Source organism: Brevibacterium marinum (assembly GCF_011927955.1).
Taxonomy (GTDB): domain Bacteria; phylum Actinomycetota; class Actinomycetes; order Actinomycetales; family Brevibacteriaceae; genus Brevibacterium; species Brevibacterium marinum.
Map to the genome: position 1 here is coordinate 3458191 of NZ_JAATJN010000001.1, position 25775 is coordinate 3483965.

Here is a 25775-nt window from a genome sequence, read left to right on the forward strand (position 1 = left end):
CGCTCATTCCGACGCGGGGGAATAACCTTCTTGTCGTGGTGGTCATGTGACTGTACACTGGTAGTTGAATGTTCAATTATCTACATCAGTCACCTCACCACTGTAAGGACGATGACATGACCTCCGCCGGCAGCACCTCCACTCCCTCCCAGCAGCACGCCGCTGTCAACGACACCACCCTCAACGTCGCCACCGGCATGGATGCCGTCACGCTCCGCGTCGGAGACCTCGAGACCATGTCGACGTACTACTCGAACGCTCTGGCCATGGAGCCCATCGAAGAGGCTTCCCGCGGCAGCGAGGTTCACCGCGTGCTCGGTCGCGGTACCACTCCGATGGTCAAACTCGTCTCGACACCGGGATTGCCCGCGGTGGATCCGCGCCAGGCGGGCCTCTTCCACACCGCCTTCCTGTTCGAGGACCGGGCCTCACTGGCGGCCACGGTCGCCCACGCCGCACAGAACACGAACTCGCGCTTCGTCGGATCGAGTGATCACCTCGTCAGCGAGGCCTTCTACTTCACCGACCCCGAGGGCAACGGCATCGAACTCTATGTCGACCGCGATCGCTCACAGTGGCTGCACACCGACGAGGGCGAGGTCCGCATGGATACCATCTACCTCGACCCCAACGCCTTCCTCGCCGAGCACCTCGACGATCACATCGTCGCGAACACTTCGGCGCAGCCCGGCAAGGTCGGGCACGTGCACCTGCAGGTCGGCGACGTTCCCACGGCACGCGCCTTCTATGTCGACGCCCTCGGCTTCGAACCGACCTTCGCTTCGATGCCGGGTGTGCTCTTCGCCTCGGCGGGCGGCTACCACCACCACGTAGCGATGAACACCTGGAACAGCCAGGGTGCAGGCCCTCGTGCGGCCGGCCTCGGGCTCGGCGATGTTGCGATCACCGTCCCCGGTCGCGAGGACCTCGACGCGCTCGTCGCTCGACTCACCGCACGGAACATGCAGTTCGCCGATGACGGACGTTCGGTGCGCCTGAGCGACCCCTGGAACACCCAGGTCACAGTCGCAACGGGCATCAGCTCCGTCGACGAGGCGCTGGCGCGGTAATCACCGCCTCTGGCCGCCGGTATCGCCCAGAGCTCCTCACTCGGGCCGAGAGGCTGAGACGTCCGGACGCAGATCCAGGCGACGCAGCAGCTGCGCGTTGAGTGCGACGACGATCGTTGAGATCGACATGAGAATCGCGCCCACGCTCATCGGCAGCACGAATCCGATGGGCGCCAGGACACCGGCAGCCAGCGGCACGGAGATGAGGTTGTAACCGGCGGCCCACCACAGGTTTTGCTTCATCTTCCTGAATGTGGCGCGCGAGAGTTCGATGACCGAGAGCACCGACCGCGGATCGTCGGAGGCGAGAATCACTCCGGCCGAGCCGATCGCCACATCCGTGCCTGCGCCGATGGCGATGCCGACATCGGCTGCCGCCAGAGCGGGCGCATCGTTGACACCGTCGCCGACCATGGCGACCTTGCGGCCCTCCCCTTGGAGCTCGGCGACCTTCGCTGCTTTGTCGGCAGGGTGGACTCCGGCGAAGACTCGGTCGATGCCCAGTTCCGTGGCCACGGTCTGAGCCACCGCCTCGGCGTCACCGGTGATCATGACCACCTGCGCACCGCGCCGGTGCAGCGCATCAACGGCCTCGCGGGACTCGGCTCTGATCTCGTCGGCCAACTTCAGCGCCCCGATGACGTCGCCGTCGGCGAGCACGTGGAGGATGATGGCTCCCTCTCCACGCCACTGCTCGGCGATCGGGGCCTCGTCAACTCCGTGCTGGCTGAGCAGCTGCGGCCCGCCCACGGCCACCTCGGCGCCGTTGACCGCGGCCGTGACACCGACCGCAGGTGAGGAGGAGAAGTCCGTCGCGTTCGGGACCTCGAGGTCTCGGCCCTGTGCGGCTTTGACGATGGCGCGGGCCAGAGGGTGCTCACTGTCGACCTCTGCGGCCGCGGCGAGTGCGAGGATCCGGTCCTCGGTGCCGCCTGCGGTCGTGGCCGAAACGGCGGTGACGGTCGGCTCACCCATGGTCAGAGTGCCGGTCTTGTCGAAAAGCACCGAATCCACGGTGCGCATCGTCTCGAGCGCCAGCCGATCCTTGATGAGGACGCCGGTGCGCGCCGCACGTTCGGTCGCGATCGACACGACCAGCGGGATGGCCAGGCCGAGCGCATGGGGGCAGGCGATGACGAGGACAGTGATGGTGCGCACGACCGCCGAGTCCGGCATGCCCACCAGCGACCAGACGAGTGCGGTGATGACGGCCGCACCGAGGGCGAACCAGAACAGCCACGCGGATGCCCTGTCGGCGATGCGCTGGGCGCGCGAGGTCGAGTTCTGAGCTTCGGCGACGAGCTTCTGGATGCCCGCCAGAGCGGTGTCGTCGCCGGTGGCGGTGATCTCGATGCGCAGTCCGGAATCGGTGGCGACGGTGCCGGCCACGACGGTGTCGCCGATCGAACGGCGGACGGTGGTCGATTCTCCTGTAACCATGGACTCGTCCATACTGGCCGAACCGTCGATGACTCGACCATCGGCGGGGACGGCGGCACCGGGGCGGACGACGACGGTATCGCCGAGGTGGAGCTCGGCCGGGTCGACCATCACGGTCTCTCCGTCGACGATCGCCTCCGCCTCATCGGGCAGCAGGGCCGCGAGACTGTCGAGCGCGGAGGAGGTCTGTGCCAAGGAGCGCATCTCGAGCCAGTGCCCGGCGAGCATGATGACAACGAGCAGCGCCAGCTCCCACCAGAAGTCGAGTTCGGCGTCGAGGATGTCGAGTGAGGAGCCCCAGGAGGAGAGGAAGGCGACGGTGAGGGCCAGGGCGATGAGGAGCATCATGCCCGGATTGCGCTGCTTCATCTCGCTCAGCCCACCGGTCAGGAACGGTCGTCCGCCCCAGAAGTACATGAGCGTGCCCAGGATCGGGGAGAGCCAACGCAGCCAGCCGAGGACGCCGGTCTCCGGGACGTCGTAGCCGACGAGGTGACCGAACATCGGGCTGAAGGCGATGACGGGGATCGCGATGACGAGCATGATCCAGAACAGTCGCCGGAACTGAGCGACGTGGTCGCCGTGTCCCGCGTGGCTGCCGTGTCCCGCGTGGTCACTGTGCCCCGCGTGGTTACTGTGCCCCGTGTGGTCGGTGTGCGTGCCGTGGCTGGTGCGGTCACCATGCCCTGCGTGCTCGTTCTGCGCTTCGCGATCAGTGTGACTGCTATGAGCATGACTCATGTGCTCGTCGACTTCCGAGCGGTCTGCGTGATTCTCGTGTTCGTGCCGTGCTTCCATACCGCCACCGTATACCCCTTAGGGGTATAAGACAACGGTGCCGATCATAGCCGTCAAGGGGCATCGCCCCCAGTCCAGTCGCCCCTGAGGACGATTCCGAGGGAGAAGAGTGTCGGAATCGGCAGCGATTTCCGGCATTCTTCTCCCTCGCAATCCCAGAACCGCGCTTCACGAGCGCCAGGCCACCTCGCGACGAAAGTCGCACATTGCATAGTTGCGCATCTATACGCAATACTTGCTCATGCTGTTCAACTTCGTGTCTGGTTCATCGACTTCGCTGAAACCCGACGCGGGTCAACCCCGGCTCACGACTGAGTCGACCTCACTGCGGAGGATCTCATGGATCTGCAACTCATCGCGGCGCTCATCGCCGGGATCGCGACGATCGTCGTCATCGTCTTGGCGACCCGACTCGACGCGTTCATCGCTCTGCTGACGGCAGCGGTCGTCACCGGCATCGTCGCCGGTCAGGACCTGCTCTCTATCGTCGACGCCATCACCACCGGCTTCGGCGACACACTCGCCAGCATCGGCATCGTCATCGGCCTGGGCGTCGGAATCGGCAAGATCCTCGAGGTCTCCGGTGCAGCGGACTCGCTGGCCCGTGCGTTCCTGCGCGCCTTCGGAGAAGGTCGCGAACCCTGGGCCATGGGCACCGTCGGTTCGCTCGTATCCATCCCGGTCTTCTGCGACTCCGGCTACGTCATCATGAACCCGCTCGCTAGGTCCATCGCCCGCGTCAAGCGCGGCGGCTACGTCACCATCGCACTGGCGCTGGGGTGCGGCATGACCCTGACCCACCACATGGTGCCGCCGACTCCCGGCCCGCTGGCCGCGACAGGCATCCTCGGCGCCGACATCGGCTCGGTCATCCTCACCGGCGTCGTCTTCACGATCGTGCTCCTGCCGGTCGTCGTCATCTACGCCCGGTGGATCGGCCCGAAGCTCGAGCCCGTCCTCAACACTGCCGTCAAGCACGATGTGTACGGCTCGGTCACGGCCACCTCGACGAGCTCACATGCCGTCGAAGGCGGCAGCGAGGACGGCGAGCACGGCAACATCGCCACCATAACCGGCGAAGACACAGATGCCGCGACCACTGCAGACGCTTCAGGGTCCGCGACCGCTGCAGCCGATGCAGACGCTGCGACCAGCTCGGGCTCCGGTGACGACACCGACGCCACCGACAGCGAAACCGGTTCGACGAAGAAGCCCGGAGCCGTCCTCGGTTTCCTCCCCCTCATCGTTCCCCTGCTGCTCATCGTCGCCAACACCGTGTCGACGGCGATCGACAGGAACGCTCAGGGCGAGCTCTCCGGCGATGCCTACGAACCCTCGTCCTGGGTCGCCCCGCTGGCGTTCCTCGGCAACCCCGTCATTGCACTCATGATCGGCCTCATCCTCGCCGTCTACACCCTGCTGCCCCGCGTGACCCCGCGCAGCAAGGTGCAGAACTGGTTGGCCGACGGTGCCGCCTCGGCGGGTCTCATCCTGCTCATCACCGGTGCCGGTGGAGCCTTCGGCATGGTGCTCACCGAATCGGGAGTCGGCGACGCCCTGGCCGAAGCCATCGCCTCGATCAGGCTGCCGGCGTTCCTCGTGCCCTTCCTCATCGCCTCCCTGGTCCGCGTGGCGCAGGGATCGGGCACGGTCGCGATGATCACCGCGGCCTCGGTCACCGCCCCGCTCGTTGCGCCCCTTGGCCTGAGCCCAGTGGTCGCGGTCATGGCGTGCACCGCCGGCTCCATGGTCTTCTCCTACTTCAACGACTCGTACTTCTGGGTCGTCACCCGCTTCACCGGCCTCGATGGCATCAACGCCATCAAGGGCTGGTCGGGCATCACGACCGCCGTGTGGGCCGGTTCCATTCCGCTGCTGTTCGTCCTCGACCTGATCGTATGAGTCAGCAGAACCGTAGCGCAGGGTCGCCTCAGGCGAGTCCGCGCATCCTCATCGTCGCCGACGACCTCACCGGCGGCAACGCCTGCGGAGCTCTCTTCGCCGAGGCGGGCCTGTCGACGATGACGATCCCCGGCACCAGCCGCGGCGGTTCCCCGAGCGGCGGCAGTGCCGATGACGGTGCCTGCCGAGACAGCGCCCAGATCGCGAAAGCGCTCGATGACTATGACGCTGTCGTCGTCAACACGAACTCCCGGCACCTGTCGCCGACCGAGGCCGCAGCCTCGACCGATGCCGCAGTCCGGGGTGCCGGTCCGGTCGACCTCGTTGCCTGCCGCATCGACACGACCCTGCGCGGCAATGTCGGACCCACCGCCGAGGCGGCTCTGCGGGCCCGACGGGATCTGGCCTCCGCACCGGGACCGGAGCGTGTGATGGGTCTGTGCATTCCCGCCTTCCCTGCCTCCGGCCGCGTCACCGTGGGCGGTCAGCAGCTGCTGCACGGGAGGCTGCTGGAGGACACCGAGCTGCGCAACGATGTCCGCTCCCCCATGCGCACCTCGGTCGTCGCCGATGTCCTGCGGGAGAACACCGCACTCGAGTGCCACACCGTCGAGCTCTCGACCATCCTCGCCGGCAGCGCGGCGATCTGCTCCGAAGTGCTCGGGGCTCTAGCCGCGGGCGCCGAGGTCATCGTCGCCGACGCGATGACCGACGAGCACATCGACCTCGTCGCCCGGACCCTCGCCGGCCTCAACCAGGACGAGAACCTGGAATGGGTGTCCATCGATCCCGGACCGGGCAGTCTGGCCCTGGCCCGAGCACTGTTGCCGAAACGTGGGTCCGGGGTCATCCTCGGAGTCTCCGGCTCGGCGACCGAGGTCACTCGCTCCCAGCTGGCCGAACTCGACGAGGACCCGACGATCACGGTGCTGCGGCCCGCCCTCGACGCGGACGACCTGCCCGATGTGCAGGCGACGGTCGAACTGGTTCGCACGGCCGCCTCGGCGGACGGAGCTGCACCGGCGGAGGCAGCCACCTCGGCACGCAGCGGCGCGGTGAGGGCGATCATTCTCGCCACCGTCGTCGATGCCACCGATCTGCTCGAGCTCACCGACGAACAGTCGGAGCTCATTCCCCGTCGGCTCGCCCGGATCACCGCCGAGCTGATGTCCACGACGGCGCTCACCGGCCTCTACACCACCGGTGGGGACGTCACGGCAGCCGTGCTCGGCGAACTGGACGCGATCGGCATGGAGATCCACTCCGAGATCGTGCCATTGGCCGTGGGCGGGCGCATCGTCGGCGGAGTCGGCGCCGGATTGCCGATCGTCACGAAGGGCGGGCTCATCGGAGACGCAGGCACGGGAGTCCTGTGCCTGGACCACCTCATGGCCACCGCAGGAATGGGTCGCGCATGACCGCCCACAATTTCACGCATCTCGACCCTGTCGACGCGCGCAGCACACATGAGAACACAACGTTGAGGAGATTGACATGACCGCACCCGTACTCGCCATGACCGTGGGCGACCCGGTGGGTATCGGCCCCGAGATCACCGCGACAGTGCTCGCCGAATTCGCCGGACGCGACGACCAGCACGGTGTCGCCGTGGCTGACCTGGCAGTGATGAAACGTGCCGTTGACGTGCTGGGACTCGACGTCGAGCTGCGGGCGATCACCGACTGGTCGACGCCGTCTGCCGGACAGGGAGTCATCGACGTCTTCGACATCGGCGTGCTCGGACACGACCTTCCCGGATGGGGCGTCGTCGATGCCCGCGCCGGCCAGGCCGCCGTGACCGCGATCGAGGTCGCCACGAAGGCGGCAATGGATCAGGAGATCGCCGGCATCGTCACCGGCCCCATCAACAAGGAAGCCGTGTGGAAGTCCGGATCCAAGCACCTGGGCCACACGGAGATGCTCGGCGAGCTCACCGGCGTGAGCAAACAGGACACGATGTTCGTCGTCGAGAACACGAAGACCCCCGAGCACAAACTCCAGATCTTCTTCGCCACCCGACACATGTCACTGCGCAAGGCCATCGACGCACTCACCGTCGACACCCAGGTCGACTCCATCGAACGCGCCCACCGTGCCCTGCAGCTCTACGGTGTGGACTCGCCGAGGTTGGCCGTCGCCGCGCTCAACCCGCACGGTGGAGAGAACGGTGCCTTCGGTGACGAGGAGATCGAGATCCTGCGCCCCGCCGTCGAGCGCGTGGGCGAGTCCGGCCTCGAGGTGACCGGACCGATCCCCGCGGACTCGGTCTTCCACCAGGGACTGTCCGGCCGCTTCGACGGTGTCCTCTCCCAGTACCACGATCAGGGCCACATCGCGTCGAAGACCTTCGACTTCGACGGCACGATCTCCGTGACCGTCGGGCTGCCGATCCTGCGCACCTCGGTCGATCACGGCACGGCCTTCGACATCGCCGGTCAGGGCATCGCCGATGCCGGCACCATGCGCTCGGCGTACCGGGCCGCGATCGGCTACGCGCCGTTCGTCGACGGCATCCGCGCGGAATACCTGCCGAAGTGAGCGATACCTGCCGAAGCGCTGGCGCCTCGTCGGGGCTGTGACGCACCGGCCGGAGTAAGGAACGAACGATGGCGATTCGCACGGGCACACAGAAGCGTCGGGATGACATCCAGTCGCTGCTCGCGACCGGTTCGTGGACGATCTCGCGACTCGCCGTGGAGCTGGAGACCTCGGAGTCGACGATCCGTCGGGACCTGCGTGAGATGTCGGCGACCGGTGAGGTCATCCGCACGATCGGGGGCGCCACCGCCGCCGGGTACGTCGAACCTCCCTTGGGCCAGCGGATGGAGGCCAACGCCGAGGCCAAGGACGCGATTGCCGCGGCCGCGATGGATTACCTCGGCGACGGGAGCGTGCGCACGGTCTTCCTCGATGCCGGGTCGACCACGGTCCGGGTGGCCCAACGCATCCGCGATCGCGAGGACCTCACCGTCTACACGCGCGGCCTCGAGGTCGCCATGGCTCTGGCGCAGCCCAACGGGCCCGAGGTCGTCATGGTCGGCGGCCGGGTCTCGGCCAAGTCGCATGGGACGACGGGCGCCTTCAGCGACCATGCTCTGGGCCGCATCCGCGTCGACCTGGCGCTGCTGGGCGCCGACGCCGTGGATGCCGCCAAGGGCTTGGGCGAGCCGACCTTGGACGAGGCTCGGACCAAGGAGGTCATCTCCGAACGTGCCCGCACCGTGGTCGTCCTCGCCGACAGCTCCAAGGCAGGACGCGAAGTCTCTGCGTGGGCTCCGCTGTCTGAGGGCTGGGTGTGGATCGACGAGGACGGGGTGCATCCCCAGAGGTGAAGCTCAGGCCAGGTTCTGCTCCTTCGCCATCTGTCGGACGTAGATCGGTGCCGCGAACAGTGAGGGCAGCATGACGAAGGCAACCGGAACCGCGGTGATGACGATCGCCGACTGCAGTGCCTCGACCCCGCCATCGCCGAGGCTGATGAGCACGGCCGCCGTGATGCCGATGAGCAGCGCCCAGGTGGCCCGCAGCTTTGGGGAGGGTTCGCCGCTGGTCATGCATGACTGCGACATCGCGAACGACATGGAATCGGTGGTCGTCGCGACGAACGTCATGGTCAGAATCAGGAAACCGATGCTGATGATCGTCGACAGCGGCAGGTTGTCGCTGATCGCCATGACCGCGGCAGGCAGCCCCCCGTCCATCAGCGGTCCTGAGATGGAGCCTTCGGTCTGCTGCTCGAGGAAGATTCCGGTGCCGCCGAGGACGGAGAACCAGAACGTCGTGGCGATGGGAGGCAGGACCGTGGTGCTGATGAGCAGGTCCCGGACGGTGCGACCCTTTGAGATTCTGGCGATGAAGATCGCCATCAGCGGTGCGTAGCCGAGGAACCAGCCGAAGAAGAACACCGTCCAGCCCGAGAGCCATTCGGTGTCGCCGCGGTAGAGCGTCATGCTGAAGAAGTCGGTCATGTACAGGGCGAAACCGCTGAAGTAGCTTTTGATGACGAACCAGGCCGAGCCGAGCACGAGCACTGCGGCCATGAGGGCCAGAGCCATCCAGATGTTGGCGCTGCTGAGGAATCTGATACCGCGGCTGACACCGGAGAATACGCTGACACCTGCGACAGCAGTGAGCACGGCGATCACGAGCAGCTGCACCGGATAGACATCGGGGATGCCGAACAGAGAGTTCAATCCGTAGGAGACCTGCAGTCCGAGGAACCCGACCGGCCCGATCGTTCCCGCGGCCACGGCGATGACACAGACGACATCGACGATACCCGCGACGGGCCCCTTGGCCGCACGCGCACCCAGGATCGGGTAGAGGAGGCTGCGAGGACGCAGCGGCATCCCCTTCTCTGCCGCGCGCATCATCACGATCGTCCCCAATGATCCCAGGATCGCCCAGGCGAGGAAGCCCCAGTCGATGAAGCTCGTGGCCAGCGCGGCGGCCACTGCATCGAAGCCGCTGTGACCGTCATTGGTGAAGTACGGCGGTGCCGTTGCGTAGTGGTACATCGGTTCGGCCGCGGCCCAGAACACTCCCCCGGCGGCCAGCAGAGTCGTCATGATCATGGCGATCCAGCTGAAGCGGTTGAAGTCCGGGTGCGCCTGGTTGCCCAGCCGTGCCTTGGCCCACGGGGTGAAGATCAGGACAAGGGCGATGAGGAAGGTCGCCAGCAGGAGAACCTGCCAGTACATGCCGAAGATGTTCGCACAGGCGGTGAAGGCGGCGCCCACCCAGGACGACATCTCGGCCGGAAGGATGAGGGCGAGGACGACGAACAGCCCGAGGATTCCGACGCTGGCGCCTGCTACGGCACGGTCGATGCGGCCGCTCGGCCTCGTCTCAGGTGCCTTGTCGACGGTTGCCGTCGGGGATCGTGTGTCGTGTCCGTTCGAACCTGACCGGTCCGTGGTCTCGTCCATGTCTGTGTTGCCTTCCGGAGCCCACCGCACCGAATGCTCGAGGTGGGCCGCATGTTGCCATCGATCGTTCTGTCAGGATTCGCAGCGGCCCAGTCTAGGACCTGAGGAACCCATTCGGATCAGTTCCGGTGGCGAAGTCACCGTGATCTGACACTCATTGCCATCATGGGCCGTTGCGGCCCTGCTCGGCTGATCGGAGAACGACCCTGTTCCTGCGACCCCGCTCGTGCGAGAATGCGATATCACCTTCGCCTTCAAGAGGACCACGATGGCCGAGCACGATCTCAAGGAGTACCGGGACAAGCGACGGAACTCGACGACTTCCGAACCGTCGGGTGAAACGTCCACATCCGCGGAGGGAGTCGGGGCCGTGACACCGGTCTTCGTCATCCACCGCCACGACGCCACGAATCTGCACTTCGACTTCCGACTCGAGATCGATGGAGTCTTGGTCTCATGGGCCGTTCCGAAAGGGCCCTCACTTGATCCCTCGACGAAGCGGTTGGCCCATCGCACCGAGGACCACCCGTATGACTACGCGGACTTCGAGGGCCGCATCGAGGAAGGCTACGGTGCCGGCACGGTGATCGTCTGGGACACGGGCACATTCGAGAACGCCACCGAGATCGATGGAGACGAGGTGAGCGCGTCCCAAGGCCTCGACAACGGCCACCTCGTCGTGGTGCTCCACGGGCAGAAGCTGGCCGGCGCATTCGCGCTGACTCAGACGAAAATGAATGGCGACGAGGCCAACTGGCTGCTCGTCAAGGTCGATGACTCCGGTGCAGATCGACGACGCAGGCCCACCTCGACACAGAACGAATCAGTGCTCAGCGGCAGACGCAACCAGGACATCGCTGCCGACGAACACTGATGCGGGAACGCCTGCGCCCATTCGGGGCGAGCGCCTAGAGCTTTCCCACAATCTCCATCGGCTTCGCGATGCCCTGGCGATGCCGTGCCATGGCATTCCACGGATCGGCACGTTGGGCCAGACGGTTGCGCACCGACTTCATCGTGTAGTCCTGGGGATCGATCGATGACAGTTCGTCCCAGGTGATCGGCGTCGCCACCGGAGCTCCCGGGCGTGACCTCACGGCGTAGGGCGGCACCGCCGTCTGGGCATAGGCAATGCGTGCGATGTCGACAAGGACCCGGTCCCCGCGCTTGTTCTTCCTCGCCTCGATCGTCAGCAGCTCCGGATCCCGGTCGACGAGCACCCTGGCGCAGTTTCGCGCAAAGTCCCGCACCTCGTCGAAGTCGTGTTCGACGATCAGCGGAACCTGTACGTGGTACCCCCGGGAGCCGGTCGTCTTGACGAATGCGTTCAGCCCCAGTTCATCCATCAGCTCACCCACCATCACCGTCGCCCTTCGCACCGCGGCGATCCCCGGCACCGAAGGGTCGAGGTCGACGATGAGCTGATCCGGATGGTCGAGGTCGGCCGAGGTCGCCAACCAGGTATGTGGTGTGATGCAGGCTTGGTCGACGAGGTAGACCAGGGTCCGGGCATTGTCGATCATCACCTGGTTCTGCTCCCCGTCCATCGTCGCCACCCGCACCGACTCGACGAACTCCGGGAAGTGCTCGGGGTACTTCTTCTCGTAGAACCACTCCGACCCGACTCCATCGGGGAATCGCTGCATCGAGATCGGACGGTCCCTGATGTGGGGAAGCATCACCTCGGCGACGTCCGCGTAGTACTTCGCCAGATCCGCCTTGGTGATCGGACCGCCGTCATCGGAGCCGAACATCTCCTTGTCGGCCTTGTCGATCGACACTCCTGAGACTTCCGCTGAAGAACTCATCACGCCTCCTTCACGACGTCTTCGGCCGCCTTGTCATTTCTCAGTCCGAGGTATCTGGGGTGGCGGAGCTGGTTCGCCGCCGTCCATTCGGTGAAGGCCACCTCGGCGACGTATTCCGGCTTCACCCAATGGCCGTCGCGAGGAAGGCTGCCCGTCGTACATGCGGACTCGGGAATCTCCATCGCGCTCAGCATCTCGTGCAGTCGGTCGAGTTCGTCGTCGGTCCAGTCGATGAGGCAGAAGAGCATGCTCTTCCGGTCGACGAGCGGTCTGTGCTGCGAGGGCCGTGACGATCTCCGGGAAGAGCCTGCGGTGGTCGGGACGCATCAGTCATGCTCGCTCCTCAGACCACTGTCAGGACGAGCTTGCCTGCGGTGCGATTGGTCTGCAGCTCCTCATGTGCCCTGGCCGCCTCGTCCAAGCCGAAGGTGCCGGCGATCGAGGCATGCAGCTGTCCCGATCGGACGAGGCCGGCGATGGCGAGCATCCCGGCTTGGTCGGACTCGACGAGGAGGTTCTCGATTCGCATCCCCTGCGCGGCGGCCCGCTCCGACATTCCCTCCACTGGGATCGGAATGGTCGAGACGAGGATTCCGCCGGTCGTCATGGTCTGCAGCGACCTCGACTGGTATTCACCGCCGATCGTGTCGAGGACGATGTCGATGTCATGGACCGCCTCGGCGAAGTCGACCTCGCGGTAGTCGATCATCTCGTCGGCGCCCATGCCACGGACGAAGTCGTGCTTCGGTTCGCTCGCGGTTCCGATCACGTACGCACCGCGGGCCTTCGCGATCTGCACGGCCAGATGGCCGACTCCCCCAGCAGCGGCATGGATGAGGACGCGGTCGCCTTGACCCACCTCGGCGGTGTCGACGAGGGACTGCCAGGCGGTCAGCGCCGCCAGCGGAATCGCCCCGGCCTGCACATGATCGATGCCGCCCGGCTTCGGGGCGAAGGCACGGGTCGGTGCCAGCACATACTCGGCATGTGCCCCCACCCCGAAGGGATAGGGCAGCATGCCGAAGACCTCATCGCCGGGTTTGAACAGGGTGACTCCGACCCCCACTGTCTCGACGACGCCGGAGACGTCCCAGCCGAGGACGAACGGCGGTGACGGCAGGAAAGCACGATGGCCTCGGTGCTTCCAGTCGGTCGGGTTCATACCGGCGGCATGGACCCGGATGAGGATCTGGGATGGGCCGGGCGTCGGAACAGGCAGCTGGATCTCATGGAGGACCTCGGGGCCGCCGAGTTCGTCCTGGCTGATGGCCCGCATCGTCGGTCGGTCAGAAGTTGCTGATGTCTCCGCATTCGTTTCCGTCATGGCCCCATCCTCGTGGTTTTCACCCATCGGCACCAGAGGGTCTGGGAAACGAACCGAGCCCCGGACCGCGTACCCTACTCCTGGTCCGGCTCCAGACGAACTCAGCCACTCATCCGGACTTCTGTCAACCGGTAGGACATAACGATTTCCAGTGAACATTCTGTGAAACTCGCCTTGCCGTCAGATTTTCGCTGACTTTCCCATTTGCGCAGGTCAGGCACCTACTGGGCCTGAAAACGCTCCCAGACACGCCGCCGAGTTGACAGCATTTCCACGTTGATTCGTGGAGGAGATGCTCGTAGCGTCGATGGTTGCTTCTCTCTTGAGGGCCACCTCGATGATGGTCCCGCACGATCGGAGGATCTAATGAGCAATCCAAACACGCATCCGGATTCGACACCCCACGCATCCCCTCCGGAACCAGAGCTGAAGACCGTCCGCAAGGCTGTTGCCGCCTCCGCGATCGGCAATGCCACCGAGTGGTTCGACTACGGTCTCTACGCCGTGTCGATCACCTACATCACCCAGCACTTCTTCCCCGGAAGTCATGGACAGCTGCTTGCACTGGCCACCTTCGCCGTATCCTTCATCTTCCGACCGCTCGGTGGAATCGTCTGGGGCCCGATGGGCGACCGACTCGGCCGCAAACGAGTGCTGGCACTGACGATCCTGCTCATGGCCGGCTCGACCTTCTGCATCGCACTGCTGCCGAGCTACGCGACGATCGGCGTCGCCGCTCCGATCATCCTGGTGCTGCTCCGAGTCATCCAGGGATTCTCCTCCGGGGGTGAGTACGGCGGTGCCGCGACCTTCATGGCGGAGTACGCACCGGACAATCGGCGCGGCTTCTTCGGCAGCTTCCTCGAATTCGGCACCTTGGCCGGCATGGCCGCCGGTTCGCTGATCGTCCTGCTGCTCCAGCTTGGCCTCGGCGAGGAGACGATGATGACGTGGGGGTGGAGGCTGCCCTTCGTCCTCGCCGGTGTCCTCGGTGTCGTCGGCCTCTATATGAGGACGAAGCTCGACGAGTCCCCTGTCTACGAGGAGCTGGACGAGAATGATCAGGGAAAGACCGTCAAGGAAGTCTTCCGGATACTCTTCACCGGCTACTGGAAGCAGCTGCTCATTCTCGGCGGCATGGTCGTGGCGGTCAACGTCGTCAACTACACGCTGCTGTCCTATATGCCCGCCTACCTGCAGGGCCCGGTCGGCATGGGCGCCAATTCCTCGCTGACGGTGATGTTCCTGGCTCAGGCATTCATGATGGTCCTCATCCCGTTCGGCGGCATGTTCTCGGACAAGGTCGGACGCAAACCGGTCTGGTATTTCTCCCTCATCGGGCTCTTCGTCGCCTCCATACCGATGTTCATGCTCATGGCCAACGGATTCGTCTGGGCCCTCATCGGGCTCGCTGTTCTCGGGATCCTCTACATTCCGCAGATCTCGACGATCTCAGCGACCTTCCCTGCGATGTTCCCCGGACCGGTTCGCTTCGCGGGCTTCGCCATCTCCTACAACGTCTCGACCGCCCTCTTCGGAGGGACTGCCCCGTCGGTCAATGAAGCGATCATCGCTGCGACGGGGAACACGATCGTGCCTGCCTACTTCGTCATGGGAGCATGCGTGATCGGCTTCATCGCGACGATATTCATGAAGGAGACCAAGGGCGCGTCACTGCGTGGCTGTGGTCTGCCGGAAGAAGGCGCCGAAGTCGTCTTCGACGAAGACGAACTCGTCGACGACGCGAAGTGAGTGGTCGCCGCGGGCGGCCCAACTCACCGCAGTGAGCTCAGCTTGCTGCGGTGAGCTCAGCCTCTCACGGTGCGCTCACCTCCTCGCGGCAACCGGTCCGGGGTCGGGCAGCTTCCGCTTGACCAGCTTTCCGGTCGGGGTCCGCGGCAGCTTCGCGACGAAGTGGATATCCCGAGGGATCTTGAACCTGGCCAAACTTTCTCCCAGCCAGGCGCGGATCTCCTCCGCCTCCCCGTCAGGACCGACTCCCTCGGCCAGCTGCACATAGGCGACGGGCACCTGCCCCAGCTCGTCATCTGGCCTGCCGACGACGGCCACATCGACGATCGAATCGCGCAGCACCAATTCGTTCTCGATCTCCTGCGGATAGATGTTGACCCCACCGGCAATGATGAGACCCGTGGTGCGTTCGGCGATGTAGAGGAACCGATCCTCGTCGAGCCAGCCCATGTCCCCGATCGTCGCCCAGCTGTCGGGATGATCGGGATGCCTCGAGTTCCCGGTCTTCGTCTCGTCCTTGTAGTACTCGAACAGGGTCCGCTCGGATTCGAAGTAGATGACTCCGACCTCACCGGCCGGCAGCTCCTCACCGTCGGGACCGCAGATGTGGACGATGCCCTTGGGGCCTTCGCGACCGACCGAGCCGGGTTTCTCCAGCGCCTGCGCACTGCTGATGACCGTCAGCCCGATGCCCTCGGTCGCACCGTAGTATTCCTCGATGACCGGACCCCACCAGTCGATCATCGCCCGCTTGACCTCGGGCGGGCAGGGTGCGGCCGCGTGGATGGCCACTCGCAGGCTGCTCAGGTCATAGGCGCCTCGCACCTCCTCAGGGAGTTTGAGCATCCTGATGAACATCGTCGGCACCCATTGGGAATGCGTGGCCCGATGCTTCTCGATCTGGGCCAGGGAGTCCTCGGCATCGAAGCGGGACATGACGACCGCGGTCCCGCCCCGTGCGTGAGTCGTCATCACGAACCGCAGCGGAGCCGCGTGGTAGAGAGGTGCCGGGGACAGGTAGACGGTGTCTTCGGCGAAGCCGTAGAGATCGGTGAACATCCGGATGAGGGGAACACCTTCGTCCTCGATCCGCAGGTCAGTGGCGCCGGGCAGGATGCCCTTTGGCCGCCCGGTCGTGCCCGAGGAGTAGAGCATGTCGTCACCGCGTGGTTCGATCTCCGGCTTCTGCGCCGAGGCGGCCGTGAGCACGGCCTCATACTCGCCCCAGCCCGCGAAGACCTCGCTCGCACGCCCTTCGGGCGCGGCGTCGATGCGAATCCTGTCGGCGACGTGCGGGCACTCAGCGGCCACCTCGGCGGCTGTGTCCAACCTCGTCGAGAGGAGGAACACCTTCGCGTCGCAGTCGTCGACGATGTAGGCCGACTCCGCCGCCGTCAGGTGCGAGTTGACCACGGTGATGATGCCACCGGTGCGCAGTGCGGCCCAGAGGGCCTCGACGATCTCGAATCGGTTCTCGGCCATGACGGCTATATGGTCGCCCTTCTCGAACCCCGCCGCGCGCATGTGGTTGGCCAGTCGCAGCGATCGGTCCTCGAGTTGGCCGTAGGTGAGCACGGCATCGGTGTCAGCCATGATGACCGCCGGCTTGTCGGGGTTCTCTGCCGCCCATTTTCCTGGATACATGTCACTTCCCTGTGATTGTCAACACCTGAGGCCCTCAGGTGGCGGCCGCGTCCGCCAAGAGGGTTCGTGCGATCGTCTGCCACTGAGCGACCATCGGTTCGGTTCTGGGGTCGAGGTGGGAGAACGTGTAGGTCACGGCCATTCCGCGCATGCTCGAAAACACGATGGCGAACATGTGATCGTAGTGCTCATGTGAGGAGATCACCGGTCCGAAGAGCTCCCGTGCGTTGTCCCTGACCCTCTCGAGCACCGTCTTCTCATGCATGCGGACCTTCTGAGCCAGCAGCTCGTCGGTGCGGGAGGCGCCCCACAGCTCGAGCGCCGTGAAGAAGCTCGAATGCATGAGACCAGCCCACAGCGTCGTGATCGCCCAGTCGGATCGTGGTCCCACCTCGGCGTCGGGCGGCTGCTCGCGGGCAAGGGTCCGGCTGTGCTCATCGGTCCGATCATCCAGCTGCCGACCGAGGCGCTGCTCGCCGAGGCGGGCCACCGCAGCCGTGAGCAGTTCCCGCTTCGACGGGAAATGGTGGAGAAGTCTGCCCCGCGTCACTCCGGCCATGGCCTGCACCTTCGTCGTGGTCGTGGCCGCGTACCCTTCGGCGAGCAGACAGTCGATCGTCGCGTCGAGGATGAGCTCCCGCGAGCGCGCGGTCCGATCCGCCTGGACCATCCGATCGGCATCGGTGGCTGCCGTCATCTGGAATCCCTCCGGATCGTTCTCCATCGATGCCTCCTTGACGGGCAGGGCGCACAACCGAAGCACACTTCCGGTCTGCCTTGACTGTTTCTTCGCTTCGTGAAAATCTTAACGCACGCTCAGTTACTTGGGACACACTTTCGCCGGTGGATTTCGCTATCGCCGGACAGCGGATTTCGACAGCCCCAGGCCACGACCGGCCACATCGACGAGCACAGGAGTCATCATCGCTACACGACCCGCACCGGCCAACGAACGGGCCGCACCACGGAAACCGACCAGAAGAGGACAGCACCTGTGAAGAGGAACCTGTACACCGAAGACCACGAGGCGTTCCGCGGCACCGTCGCCGCCTTCCTCGACCGCGAGGTCGTGCCGTATGTCGACCAGTGGGAGGAAGACCACCTCGTCGACCGGTCGATGTGGAAGAAGGCCGCCAAGTCCGGCATCACCGGCATGGCCATCCCCGAGGAGTTCGGGGGCGGCGGGGTCGAGGACTTCCGCTTCGAGATGGTCCGCAGCGAAGAGATCGCCCGCCGAGGTGTGGGTGGAGCCACGAGCGGATGGGGCGTGTCCGACGGCATCGTCCCCGGCTACCTCACGGCGCTGGGCACCCGGGCCCAGAAGGAGAAGTACCTGACCGGGCTCGCCTCGGGCGAGATGATCGGTGCGATCGCGATGACGGAGCCGAACGCCGGCTCCGATCTGCAGGCGATCACCACCAAGGCGGTCCGCGACGGCGACGACTGGGTGATCAACGGGGCCAAGACCTTCATCACCAACGGCATCCACTCCGACTTCGTCATCGTCGTCGCCCGCACCGACCACGAGGCGAAACCCTCCCAGGGCACCTCACTGTTCATCGTCGAGGACGGCACACCCGGGTTCGAACGCGGACGCAAACTCAAGAAACTCGGCATGGACGCCCAGGACACCGCCGAACTCTCGTTCTCCGATGTCCGCGTGCCCGCCGACGCCGTCCTCGGGGAACTCAACATGGGCTTCATCCACCTCATGGTCAATCTGCCCACCGAGAGGATGCTCATCGGCTCGGGAACCCTGGCCGGTGCACGTGCGGCACTGGCGTGGACGAGCGAGTACGTCTTCGACCGCCCCGCCTTCGGCCAGACGATCGGCGACTTCCAGAACACCCGCTTCGAACTCGCCGAGCTCGAAACCCGGGTCGATGCCCTCGAGGCCTTCGTCGACCGCTGTGCCCTCGCACTCAACGCCGGTGAGCTCAGCGCCGTCGACGCCGCGAAGGCGAAGTATCTGGGCTCGGATCTGGAGATCGAGGTCGTCAACCGCTGCCTCCAGCTCTTCGGCGGCTATGGGTACATGCTCGAATATCCGATCGCCCGAGCATTCAAGGACACTCGGATCCAGGCCATCTTCGGCGGTGCCAACGAGGTGATGAAGGAGCTCATCGGCCGCGACATCGCCAAGCGCCAGGCGAAGAGATAGTCCGTCCCCGGTCTCGACCTACTCGCCCTTGACTTCGAGGAGGACCTTGCCCTGCACGCTGCGGGAGTCGAGCTCGCCGATGGCCTTCGCGGCCTCACCGAGGGGGTAGGTGGCGTGGATCGCGGGATTGAGCTTGCCCGCGGCGACGAATCCGGCGACCGCGTCCCACTGCTCGGCGATGTAGCCGGGACGTTCGCGAGTCGCCGCGCCCCATGCGACCCCGTCGACGGAGATGTTCTTCAGCAGCAGGCGGTTGACCCTGACCGAGGGGATCTCACCCGCGGTGAATCCGAGGACGAGGAGTCGCCCGTAGGGAGCCAGGACCCGGGTCGAGTCCGTGAAGCGCTCGCCCCCGACCGGATCGAAGACGTAGTCGACTCCGTTCGGAAAAATCTCCTTCGCCCCATCTTTGAATCCCTCGGCCATGACCACATGCCCCGCGCCGAGGTCGCGCACGGTCTGGGCCTTGGCTTCGGTCGAGACCACTCCGATGACCTCGAGGCCCATGGCCAAAGCCATCTGCACCGCGGCCGAGCCCAGACCCCCTGCGGCTCCGTGGACGAGGATGGACTGGCCGGCCTGCGCCCGCGCCCTCAGGCGGAGGGCGAAGTCAGCGGTGAGCACGTTCATCGGCATCCCCGCGGCGTGCGCGAGACTGACGCCGTCGGGCACGGGCACCGTCTGCTCGTCGCTGACGACCATCTGATCGGCGAATGAGCCCTTGCCGGGGATCGCTGCGACCCGATCACCGACGGAGAACCGCGAGCCCTCCCCGACCTCGACGACGGTCCCTGCGGCCTCCGAGCCGAGGACGAAGGGCAGCTCATGCTTGGTCTGGTACATGCCACGGGTCTGGAGCAGTTCGGGGAATGTCACACCGGCATAGGCGACCTCGACGAGCACCTCTCCGGGCCCGGGAGCCGGGCGATCCACCTCGGCGATCTCCACATCGTCTGGTCCGGTCAGGGCGGCAACGCGAATGGCTCTCATGATTTCCTCACTGTGGATGAAAAGTGCTTGGGATGATCCCATCATCACTATCACATCCGATCGTGACGGGCATCACGATTTCAGCTTGACTCGCACGCCCGGTTTGAATACTGTAAATGAAACTGAACGATTGTTCACTCGGGAGGGTCGACGTTGACCACAGCACCTGCAGGATTCGACACCGGAACCATCGGGCGATGGATCGAAGATCGGTTCGGAGTCACGGACTTCGACGTCGAAGTGATGTCCATCGGACGCTCGAATCTCACCTTCACCATCACCGTCGGCGGCCTCCCGCGCTGGGTGCTTCGGCGTCCCCCGCTCGGCCACTCCGGGGGAAGCGCCCACAACGTCGCACGCGAAGGCCGGATCATGGCAGCCCTCGCCGAGGACAGGGTACCCGTCCCCACCATCATCGACATCGTCGACGACCCCGAGGTTCTCGATGTCCCTTTCGTGTTCATGGACCACTGCCCCGGGTTCGCGATGAATGAGCCCGCAGATTGGGCACGGATCCCGCGCGGCCCGGGTCCCGGTGACAGACGCTCGTGTGCGTTCGGGATGGTCGACACGCTCGCCGCCATCCACGCCGTGGACATCGACGAGGTGGGTCTCGGCGATCTGCGCAGACCCGGCGGACTCATCGAACGGCAGCTGCGCCGCTGGCTCGGCCAGGTCGAGGACGTCGCACTGCGCGAGATCCCGATCATCCGCGAGGTCCATGACGCCCTGCTCGAAACCATGCCCGACCCGGCGGGCAGCCCCGTCGGTCTCGCCCACGGCGACTTCAAACCCAACAACATGATCTTCGCCCCGACGGGCACGGTCAACGCCGTCGTCGACTGGGAGCTGACCGCCGTCGGCGAGGTGCTCACCGACCTCGGCTACTTCATCGCCATGCTCACGGTGCCCGAGGAGTACACGAGCATCTGGGTGCCGACCCCGGACCTCGGCTTCCCTGAACCGGAGGAGCTCATCGACCGCTATCAGGAGGTCAGCGGCCATGAGGTCCATGATGTCGGCTACTACGAGGCCTTCGCCATGTGGAAACTCGCCTGCATCCGCGAGGGTGTCTACACCCGGCTGATGACGGGAAAGATGGGTGATCTCGACCTGGATCCCGCCACTGCGGGAGATGGCGTCGAGGACCTGGCGCGACAGGCGATGACGCTGCTGGAGACGGCATGACCACCGCCGATTTCGCCGGCAGACGAGCCATCGTCACCGGAGCCGCCGGTGGGATCGGCGCAGCCCTCGCCGCCGAGCTGATCTCCCGCGGTGCCGCCGTCGTCCTCGCCGATCTGTCGCCCTCGGTCACCGACACCGCCTCAGCGCTGAACGCCGACGCTGCCGACGGGCGCAACGTCGCCGCTGGGCTCGATTCCGGTGCCACGCCGGATTCCCGCGCTCATGCGTGGGTCGGGGACGTGTCCTCGGTGGCGGACATCGACGATCTCATCGCCTTCGCCGACGAGGCCATCGACGGTGTGGACATGTACTTCGCCAATGCCGGCATCATCGGACCCGGCGATCTCGGAGACTCCGATGCCGATTGGGACACCATCATCGACGTCAACCTGCGCGCCCACATCCGCGCCGCCCAAGTCCTGATCCCACGCTGGCAGGAGGCCGGTGACGGATATTTCGTCGCCACCGCCTCGGCGGCGGGACTGCTCACCCAGATCGGATCGGCGGCCTACAGCGTGACCAAGCACGCTTCCGTCGGCTTCGCCGAATGGTTGGCGCTGACCTACCGCGACGACGGCATCCGGGCCTCGGTCATCTGCCCGATGGGGGTCGACACCGACCTGCTGCGAGCAGCGGGAACGTCCGGGACCGCCCAACGAGCCGTGACCGACGCCGGTCAGGTCCTGTCCCCCGGCGATGTCGCGACGATCGCGCTCGACGCGGTGCAGGCCGGAGAGTTCCTCATCCTCCCCCACCCCGAGGTGCTCGACATGTACCGCATGAAAGGCAGCGACTACGACCGCTGGCTCGCGGGCATGAGCCGCTATCAGGCCAGACTCAACGAACAGAACCGAGCGAACGAGGAGACCACACATGCTGGAAACGACTGAACGCGGCCGCGACTATCAGGAGCGCCTGACGACGTTCATGGACGACTTCGTCTATCCGGCCGAGCCCGTCTACGCCGAGCAGATGGCGGCAGCGTCCAGCCCGCACACCCAGCCGCAGATCCTCGAGGACCTCAAGGCCGAGGCGAAGCGCCAGGGACTGTGGAACCTCTTCCATCCGGATCCCGAATGGGGCCCGGGACTGACGAACCTGGAATACGCTCCCCTGGCCGAGATCACCGGTCGCAGCATCGAGATCGCACCCGAGGCCATCAACTGCAATGCCCCCGACACCGGCAATATGGAGGTCTTCACCCGGTTCGGCACCGACGAGCACCAGGAGAAGTATCTGCGCCCGCTGCTCGAGGGCACGATCGCCTCGGCGTTCGCGATGACCGAACCCGCCGTCGCCAGCTCCGACGCCACGAACGTGGAGATGCGCATGGAGCCCACGGACGACGGGTTCGTCCTCAACGGCCGCAAATGGTTCGCCTCCAACGGCATGCACCCCAATTGCCGTGTCCTCATCGTCATGGGCAAGACCTCCCCCGACGCCGAGGTGCACCGCCAGCAGTCGATGCTCGTCGTCGACATCGATGCCCCCGGTGTGAGGGTGGAGCGCAATCTTCCCGTCTTCGGCTACCACGATCGGGAGGGCCACGCGGAGATCACCTTCGACGATGTCCATGTTCCGTCCAAGGACATCCTCAAGGGAGAGGGCGAGGGCTTCGCGATCAGTCAGGCCCGGCTGGGGCCGGGCCGCATCCACCACTGCATGCGCGCGATCGGTGCCGCCGAGCGTGCCCTCGAGCTCATGGTCCGCCGCGCCGAGGCCCGCGTGACCTTCGGCGAGAAGCTCTCGGATCGGTCGAACATCCAGGACTGGATCGCCGAGGCCCGCATCGAGATCGATCAGGCCAGGCTGCTGACACTGCACGCGGCGGACATGATGGACAAGCACGGCAACAAGGTTGCGAAGAACGAGATCGCCGAGATCAAGGTCGTCGCACCTGCCATGGCGCTGAAGATCATCGACCGCGCGATTCAGGTCCACGGCGGCGCCGGTGTCACCGGGGACTTCCCGCTGGCGAGCATGTGGGCGCACATGCGCACCCTGCGTCTTGCCGATGGGCCCGATGAAGTGCACAGACGCAGCATCGCTCGGAACGAGATCAGGAAGTATCGCGGGTAGCCGGACCCACCGGTCGATCGAGGCCGTTCGACACACCATTCGATGATGAAGGAAGTGAAGCGATGAGCACATGGGCAGACACTCGTCCCTGGCTGAAGACCTGGGGAGACCTCGCGAGCAAGCCGTACATTCTGGAGAAGTCCACGACGTTGCAGGACCTGGCGTCGACGGTGGCCACGCACGGCGGTGAAGAGGCCATCAGCTATTACGGGTTCAAACTGACTTGGTCGCAGTTCGATCGGTACTCCACGGCGTTCGCGGCCTATCTCGTCGAACACGGCATCGCTGTCGGCGATCGGGTCGCCATCTACGAGCAGAACACTCCCGCCTTCATGATCGCCACCTACGGCATCTGGAAGGTCGGAGGTGTCGTCGTCCCCCTCAATCCCATGTATCGCGGGGAGCTCGAGCACATCTTCGCCGACGCCGAGGTGAAGGGGCTCGTGGTCTCGAAGGCGGCATTCCTCAATCGAGTGGCACCCTACGCCGCGGCTCTGCCGCTCGTCGTGCTCAGCGACGACAGGAGTTTCCAGGTCGACGGCCCCGAGGCGATATTCTCCATGTTCGACGATCTGCCCGGAGCCCCCGGCGAGAATCCGGGCGCAGACCAGGTGCCGAACCTCCCCGATTTCCAGGCCGTCGTCGAATCGCATCTGGACACCGGCTTCACCCCGCTCATCCCCTCACCCGAGGATGAGGCGATCGTCGTCTACACCTCAGGAACCTCGGGCAAGGCCAAGGGTGCCTCCGGAACGCACGCCTCGGTGTCGAGCAACTCCCGCTACTGCGTGCGGACGCCGACGTTCGAACCCGGCGACGGTTTCCTCACCCTGGCCCCGGTCTTCCACATCACCGGGTTCGTCTGCCAGTTCATCGCCGGCGTCAGCGGTGGCGCACGGCTGATCCCCAACTATCGGTTCGACCCGGGCTCGCTCCTCGAACTCTTCCTGCGCGAGAAGCCGACATACATGGCAGGCCCTGCCACGGTCTACACCGCGATGCTGGCCCACCCCTCTGCGACAGCGGAGCACTTCGCGTCTTTCAAACGCATCATGTCCGGCGGCGCTCCCCTGCCCGAGGGGCTCGTGGACAAGTTCCGACAGAAGACCGGCATCTACATCGGCCAGGGCTACGGTCTGACCGAGACCTGCGCCCAGGTGGCCACGGTACCGCCCGAGCTGGAGGCCCCGGTGGATCCCGACAGCGGCAACCTCTCCTGCGGTCTGCCCCAGCCGGACACGATGATCCGCGTCCTCGACGACTCAGGACAGCCGCTGGGGCCCGATGAGATCGGTGAGGTCGCCATCTCGGGACCCGAGGTGGTCTCGAAGTACATCAACAATGAGCAGGCGACGGCCGAGCAGATCCCGGATGGGGAGCTGCGCACAGGTGATGTCGGGTATATGAACGAGGACGGTTGGCTGTTCATCGTCGACCGCAAGAAGGACATGATCAATGCCTCCGGGTTCAAGGTCTGGCCGCGAGAGGTCGAGGACGTCCTCTACACCCACCCCACGATCCAGGAAGCGGCGGTCGTCGGCGTCCCCGACGAATACCGCGGTGAGAGCGTCGCCGCGTTCGTGACTCTGCAGTCGGGACCCGAGGCCGATGGAGTCACCGAGGCGCAGGTCGTCGAGTTCTGCCGAGAGAGATTGGCCTCCTACAAGGCTCCGCACCGGGTGTCCTTCATCGACGAGCTGCCGAAGACGAGCTCAGGCAAGATCCTGCGGCGCACGATCCGCGCCGATGCGGTCGCCGCGGCGGAGGAGGCGAAGTCCGGGACGGTTACGGACGAGTGAACTGCCGTCGCTGCCGTCCGGGCTGCCGATGACGTCAGCCTGTCGCGGCCGTCGCGTCCCTCCGCCGCGGCGGCCGCGTTCACGTATCGGAACAGACCGTTCAGGCGGAGTCCTCAGTGGACTTGATCTCAACCGCAACATTGCTCAGATGCGCCTGCATAGCATCGGCAGCCCCATTCGCATCTCGGGTGCAGATGCCCTCGATGATAGCCAGATGCTGGGGCAATGATTCTGCGGGCCGACCCGGCTTCTGCGCCAGCCTGTACTGATAACGCACAGCTTGGCCACGAAGGCGCTGAATCGTGTCTGCGGCCACCTGCTGTCCGCTGATCTCGATGATCAGTGCGTGCAGTTCCTTGTTCCCGGACGAGTACGCCTCACGGTCGTTGAGTTCGACGGCCCGGCTCATGCGTCGACCGATTTCGCGCAGCTGACCGATCTCCGCTTCAGAGACACGCTCGGCAGCCTTTCGAGCACACAAAGACTCCAGCGCGCCTCTGACCTCCGTTATCTCGACTGCCTCAGCAGGCGATACTGCCCGCACCCGCGCGCCGCGGTGCGCCACACGTTCGATGAGTCCTTCCGAACTGAGCTCAGTCAAAGCAATTCTCACATTGCCGCGCGAAGCTCCGTATTCGTTCGCAAGGTCTGCTTCGACCAACCGCTGGTTGGGCACGAGCTTTCCGGTCACGATGGCGTCTCGGAGTCGATGTCCCACATCCGCGGCGGTCATTCGAGCCGCAGTCGTCGACTCGGGATTCGATTCTTCCTGCGATGCCTCTGGTGAGACGCCCATTCCTATCCACTCCGAAAACTTGGTGAGCTCGTCCTCAACAGACTATCTGGTGGCGAGGGCGGAAGTTGAACCGAGTTTATATTGTCAACAATATTG

The 25775-nt window shown here is 65.3% G+C and carries 21 protein-coding genes; 12 read left to right on the plus strand and 9 right to left on the minus strand.

Translation table 11 applies throughout. The annotated features are described in order from the left end of the window. Nucleotides 1–116: 116 nt before the first annotated feature. Nucleotides 117–1070: a VOC family protein gene (locus tag BKA07_RS15445; RefSeq protein WP_167951666.1), complete on the plus strand. Its 954-nt coding sequence runs from the start codon at nt 117–119 to the stop codon at nt 1068–1070. 36 nt (nt 1071–1106) lie between these two features. Here BKA07_RS15445 and BKA07_RS15450 read toward each other — a convergent pair whose 3' ends face one another. Continuing rightward, nucleotides 1107–3308: a heavy metal translocating P-type ATPase gene (locus BKA07_RS15450; protein WP_167951667.1), complete on the minus strand. Its 2202-nt coding sequence runs from the start codon at nt 3306–3308 to the stop codon at nt 1107–1109. Between the two features lie 339 nt (nt 3309–3647). Between BKA07_RS15450 and BKA07_RS15455 the strand changes: the two genes are divergently transcribed. The 4 genes from BKA07_RS15455 to BKA07_RS15470 all read left to right on the plus strand — a co-directional run bounded on the left by BKA07_RS15455 (nt 3648) and on the right by BKA07_RS15470 (nt 8542). Next, complete coding sequence (locus tag BKA07_RS15455) at nt 3648–5210, plus strand: GntP family permease (RefSeq protein WP_209043997.1); 1563 nt, start codon at nt 3648–3650, stop codon at nt 5208–5210. Further along, nucleotides 5207–6628 carry a four-carbon acid sugar kinase family protein gene (locus BKA07_RS15460; protein ID WP_167951668.1) on the plus strand — a complete coding sequence of 474 codons (1422 nt, stop codon included), beginning with the start codon at nt 5207–5209 and terminating at the stop codon, nt 6626–6628. The genes BKA07_RS15455 and BKA07_RS15460 overlap by 4 nt, the downstream gene beginning before the upstream one ends. A gap of 76 nt (nt 6629–6704) precedes the next feature. Beyond that, nucleotides 6705–7748: a 4-hydroxythreonine-4-phosphate dehydrogenase PdxA gene (gene pdxA / locus BKA07_RS15465; protein WP_209043998.1), complete on the plus strand. Its 1044-nt coding sequence runs from the start codon at nt 6705–6707 to the stop codon at nt 7746–7748. Nucleotides 7749–7816: 68 nt separating this feature from the next. Continuing rightward, complete coding sequence (locus BKA07_RS15470; RefSeq protein WP_167951669.1) at nt 7817–8542, plus strand: DeoR/GlpR family DNA-binding transcription regulator; 726 nt, start codon at nt 7817–7819, stop codon at nt 8540–8542. 3 nt (nt 8543–8545) lie between these two features. Here the strand turns inward: BKA07_RS15470 and BKA07_RS15475 are convergent, their stop codons facing one another. Further along, nucleotides 8546–10138, minus strand: a complete 1593-nt coding sequence (locus tag BKA07_RS15475; protein WP_167951671.1) for a BCCT family transporter — start codon at nt 10136–10138, stop codon at nt 8546–8548. A gap of 268 nt (nt 10139–10406) precedes the next feature. Here BKA07_RS15475 and BKA07_RS15480 point away from each other — a divergent pair, with 268 nt between their 5' ends. Next, nucleotides 10407–11012 carry a DNA polymerase ligase N-terminal domain-containing protein gene (locus BKA07_RS15480; RefSeq protein WP_167951673.1) on the plus strand — a complete coding sequence of 202 codons (606 nt, stop codon included), beginning with the start codon at nt 10407–10409 and terminating at the stop codon, nt 11010–11012. Nucleotides 11013–11046: 34 nt separating this feature from the next. Here BKA07_RS15480 and ligD read toward each other — a convergent pair whose 3' ends face one another. The 3 genes from ligD to BKA07_RS15495 form a co-directional block, all read right to left on the minus strand. Beyond that, entirely contained in the window at nt 11047–11946 is a 900-nt protein-coding gene (gene ligD / locus BKA07_RS15485) for a non-homologous end-joining DNA ligase (protein WP_167951675.1), read from the minus strand. Beyond that, entirely contained in the window at nt 11946–12194 is a 249-nt protein-coding gene (locus tag BKA07_RS15490) for an ATP dependent DNA ligase (RefSeq protein WP_167951677.1), read from the minus strand. The genes ligD and BKA07_RS15490 overlap by 1 nt, the downstream gene beginning before the upstream one ends. A 95-nt stretch (nt 12195–12289) precedes the next feature. Further along, on the minus strand, nt 12290–13270 hold the full coding sequence (locus BKA07_RS15495; RefSeq protein ID WP_167951679.1) for an NADP-dependent oxidoreductase: 981 nt from the start codon (nt 13268–13270) through the stop codon (nt 12290–12292). 366 nt (nt 13271–13636) lie between these two features. On the opposite strand from BKA07_RS15495, the gene BKA07_RS15500 reads away from it, so the two are divergent. Next, the gene (locus tag BKA07_RS15500) at nt 13637–15022 is read left to right on the plus strand and encodes an MFS transporter (RefSeq protein WP_167951681.1); all 1386 of its coding nucleotides are present in this window, start codon (nt 13637–13639) and stop codon (nt 15020–15022) included. Between the two features lie 75 nt (nt 15023–15097). Here the strand turns inward: BKA07_RS15500 and BKA07_RS15505 are convergent, their stop codons facing one another. Both BKA07_RS15505 and BKA07_RS15510 read right to left on the minus strand, forming a co-directional pair. Then, complete coding sequence (locus BKA07_RS15505) at nt 15098–16666, minus strand: AMP-binding protein (protein WP_167951683.1); 1569 nt, start codon at nt 16664–16666, stop codon at nt 15098–15100. Nucleotides 16667–16700: 34 nt separating this feature from the next. Then, on the minus strand, nt 16701–17390 hold the full coding sequence (locus tag BKA07_RS15510) for a TetR/AcrR family transcriptional regulator (RefSeq protein ID WP_167951684.1): 690 nt from the start codon (nt 17388–17390) through the stop codon (nt 16701–16703). Nucleotides 17391–17660: 270 nt separating this feature from the next. Between BKA07_RS15510 and BKA07_RS15515 the strand changes: the two genes are divergently transcribed. Beyond that, nucleotides 17661–18827 (plus strand): acyl-CoA dehydrogenase family protein, encoded by a 1167-nt coding sequence (locus BKA07_RS15515; RefSeq protein WP_167951686.1) that lies wholly within the window; start codon nt 17661–17663, stop codon nt 18825–18827. Nucleotides 18828–18845: 18 nt separating this feature from the next. Here the strand turns inward: BKA07_RS15515 and BKA07_RS15520 are convergent, their stop codons facing one another. Beyond that, nucleotides 18846–19817 carry an NADPH:quinone oxidoreductase family protein gene (locus tag BKA07_RS15520; RefSeq protein WP_167951688.1) on the minus strand — a complete coding sequence of 324 codons (972 nt, stop codon included), beginning with the start codon at nt 19815–19817 and terminating at the stop codon, nt 18846–18848. A 153-nt stretch (nt 19818–19970) separates the two neighbouring features. Here BKA07_RS15520 and BKA07_RS15525 point away from each other — a divergent pair, with 153 nt between their 5' ends. The 4 genes from BKA07_RS15525 to BKA07_RS15540 all read left to right on the plus strand — a co-directional run bounded on the left by BKA07_RS15525 (nt 19971) and on the right by BKA07_RS15540 (nt 24883). Continuing rightward, nucleotides 19971–21005: a phosphotransferase family protein gene (locus BKA07_RS15525; RefSeq protein WP_167951690.1), complete on the plus strand. Its 1035-nt coding sequence runs from the start codon at nt 19971–19973 to the stop codon at nt 21003–21005. Beyond that, nucleotides 21002–21895, plus strand: a complete 894-nt coding sequence (locus BKA07_RS15530) for an SDR family oxidoreductase (protein ID WP_167951692.1) — start codon at nt 21002–21004, stop codon at nt 21893–21895. Before BKA07_RS15525 ends, BKA07_RS15530 begins: the two co-directional genes overlap by 4 nt. Beyond that, on the plus strand, nt 21879–23084 hold the full coding sequence (locus tag BKA07_RS15535; protein ID WP_167951694.1) for an acyl-CoA dehydrogenase family protein: 1206 nt from the start codon (nt 21879–21881) through the stop codon (nt 23082–23084). Before BKA07_RS15530 ends, BKA07_RS15535 begins: the two co-directional genes overlap by 17 nt. 62 nt (nt 23085–23146) lie before the next feature. Beyond that, nucleotides 23147–24883 carry a class I adenylate-forming enzyme family protein gene (locus BKA07_RS15540; protein ID WP_167951696.1) on the plus strand — a complete coding sequence of 579 codons (1737 nt, stop codon included), beginning with the start codon at nt 23147–23149 and terminating at the stop codon, nt 24881–24883. Nucleotides 24884–24983: 100 nt separating this feature from the next. On the opposite strand, the gene BKA07_RS15545 is transcribed toward BKA07_RS15540, so the two are convergent. Beyond that, entirely contained in the window at nt 24984–25679 is a 696-nt protein-coding gene (locus BKA07_RS15545) for a GntR family transcriptional regulator (RefSeq protein ID WP_342449094.1), read from the minus strand. Nucleotides 25680–25775: the final 96 nt, after the last annotated feature.

Coding starts and splice junctions, on each gene's coding strand:
- ligD (WP_167951675.1), bottom strand. CDS start 11,946: ATGAGTTCTTCAGCGGAAGTCTCAGGAGTGTCGATCGACAAGGCCGAC.
- BKA07_RS15480 (WP_167951673.1), top strand. CDS start 10,407: ATGGCCGAGCACGATCTCAAGGAGTACCGGGACAAGCGACGGAACTCG.
- BKA07_RS15470 (WP_167951669.1), top strand. CDS start 7,817: ATGGCGATTCGCACGGGCACACAGAAGCGTCGGGATGACATCCAGTCG.
- BKA07_RS15495 (WP_167951679.1), bottom strand. CDS start 13,270: ATGACGGAAACGAATGCGGAGACATCAGCAACTTCTGACCGACCGACG.
- BKA07_RS15450 (WP_167951667.1), bottom strand. CDS start 3,308: ATGGAAGCACGGCACGAACACGAGAATCACGCAGACCGCTCGGAAGTC.
- BKA07_RS15520 (WP_167951688.1), bottom strand. CDS start 19,817: ATGAGAGCCATTCGCGTTGCCGCCCTGACCGGACCAGACGATGTGGAG.
- BKA07_RS15460 (WP_167951668.1), top strand. CDS start 5,207: ATGAGTCAGCAGAACCGTAGCGCAGGGTCGCCTCAGGCGAGTCCGCGC.
- BKA07_RS15445 (WP_167951666.1), top strand. CDS start 117: ATGACCTCCGCCGGCAGCACCTCCACTCCCTCCCAGCAGCACGCCGCT.
- BKA07_RS15455 (WP_209043997.1), top strand. CDS start 3,648: ATGGATCTGCAACTCATCGCGGCGCTCATCGCCGGGATCGCGACGATC.
- BKA07_RS15545 (WP_342449094.1), bottom strand. CDS start 25,679: ATGGGCGTCTCACCAGAGGCATCGCAGGAAGAATCGAATCCCGAGTCG.
- BKA07_RS15500 (WP_167951681.1), top strand. CDS start 13,637: ATGAGCAATCCAAACACGCATCCGGATTCGACACCCCACGCATCCCCT.
- BKA07_RS15490 (WP_167951677.1), bottom strand. CDS start 12,194: ATGCTCTTCTGCCTCATCGACTGGACCGACGACGAACTCGACCGACTG.
- BKA07_RS15510 (WP_167951684.1), bottom strand. CDS start 17,390: ATGGAGAACGATCCGGAGGGATTCCAGATGACGGCAGCCACCGATGCC.
- BKA07_RS15540 (WP_167951696.1), top strand. CDS start 23,147: ATGAGCACATGGGCAGACACTCGTCCCTGGCTGAAGACCTGGGGAGAC.
- pdxA (WP_209043998.1), top strand. CDS start 6,705: ATGACCGCACCCGTACTCGCCATGACCGTGGGCGACCCGGTGGGTATC.
- BKA07_RS15475 (WP_167951671.1), bottom strand. CDS start 10,138: ATGGACGAGACCACGGACCGGTCAGGTTCGAACGGACACGACACACGA.
- BKA07_RS15505 (WP_167951683.1), bottom strand. CDS start 16,666: ATGTATCCAGGAAAATGGGCGGCAGAGAACCCCGACAAGCCGGCGGTC.
- BKA07_RS15535 (WP_167951694.1), top strand. CDS start 21,879: ATGCTGGAAACGACTGAACGCGGCCGCGACTATCAGGAGCGCCTGACG.
- BKA07_RS15530 (WP_167951692.1), top strand. CDS start 21,002: ATGACCACCGCCGATTTCGCCGGCAGACGAGCCATCGTCACCGGAGCC.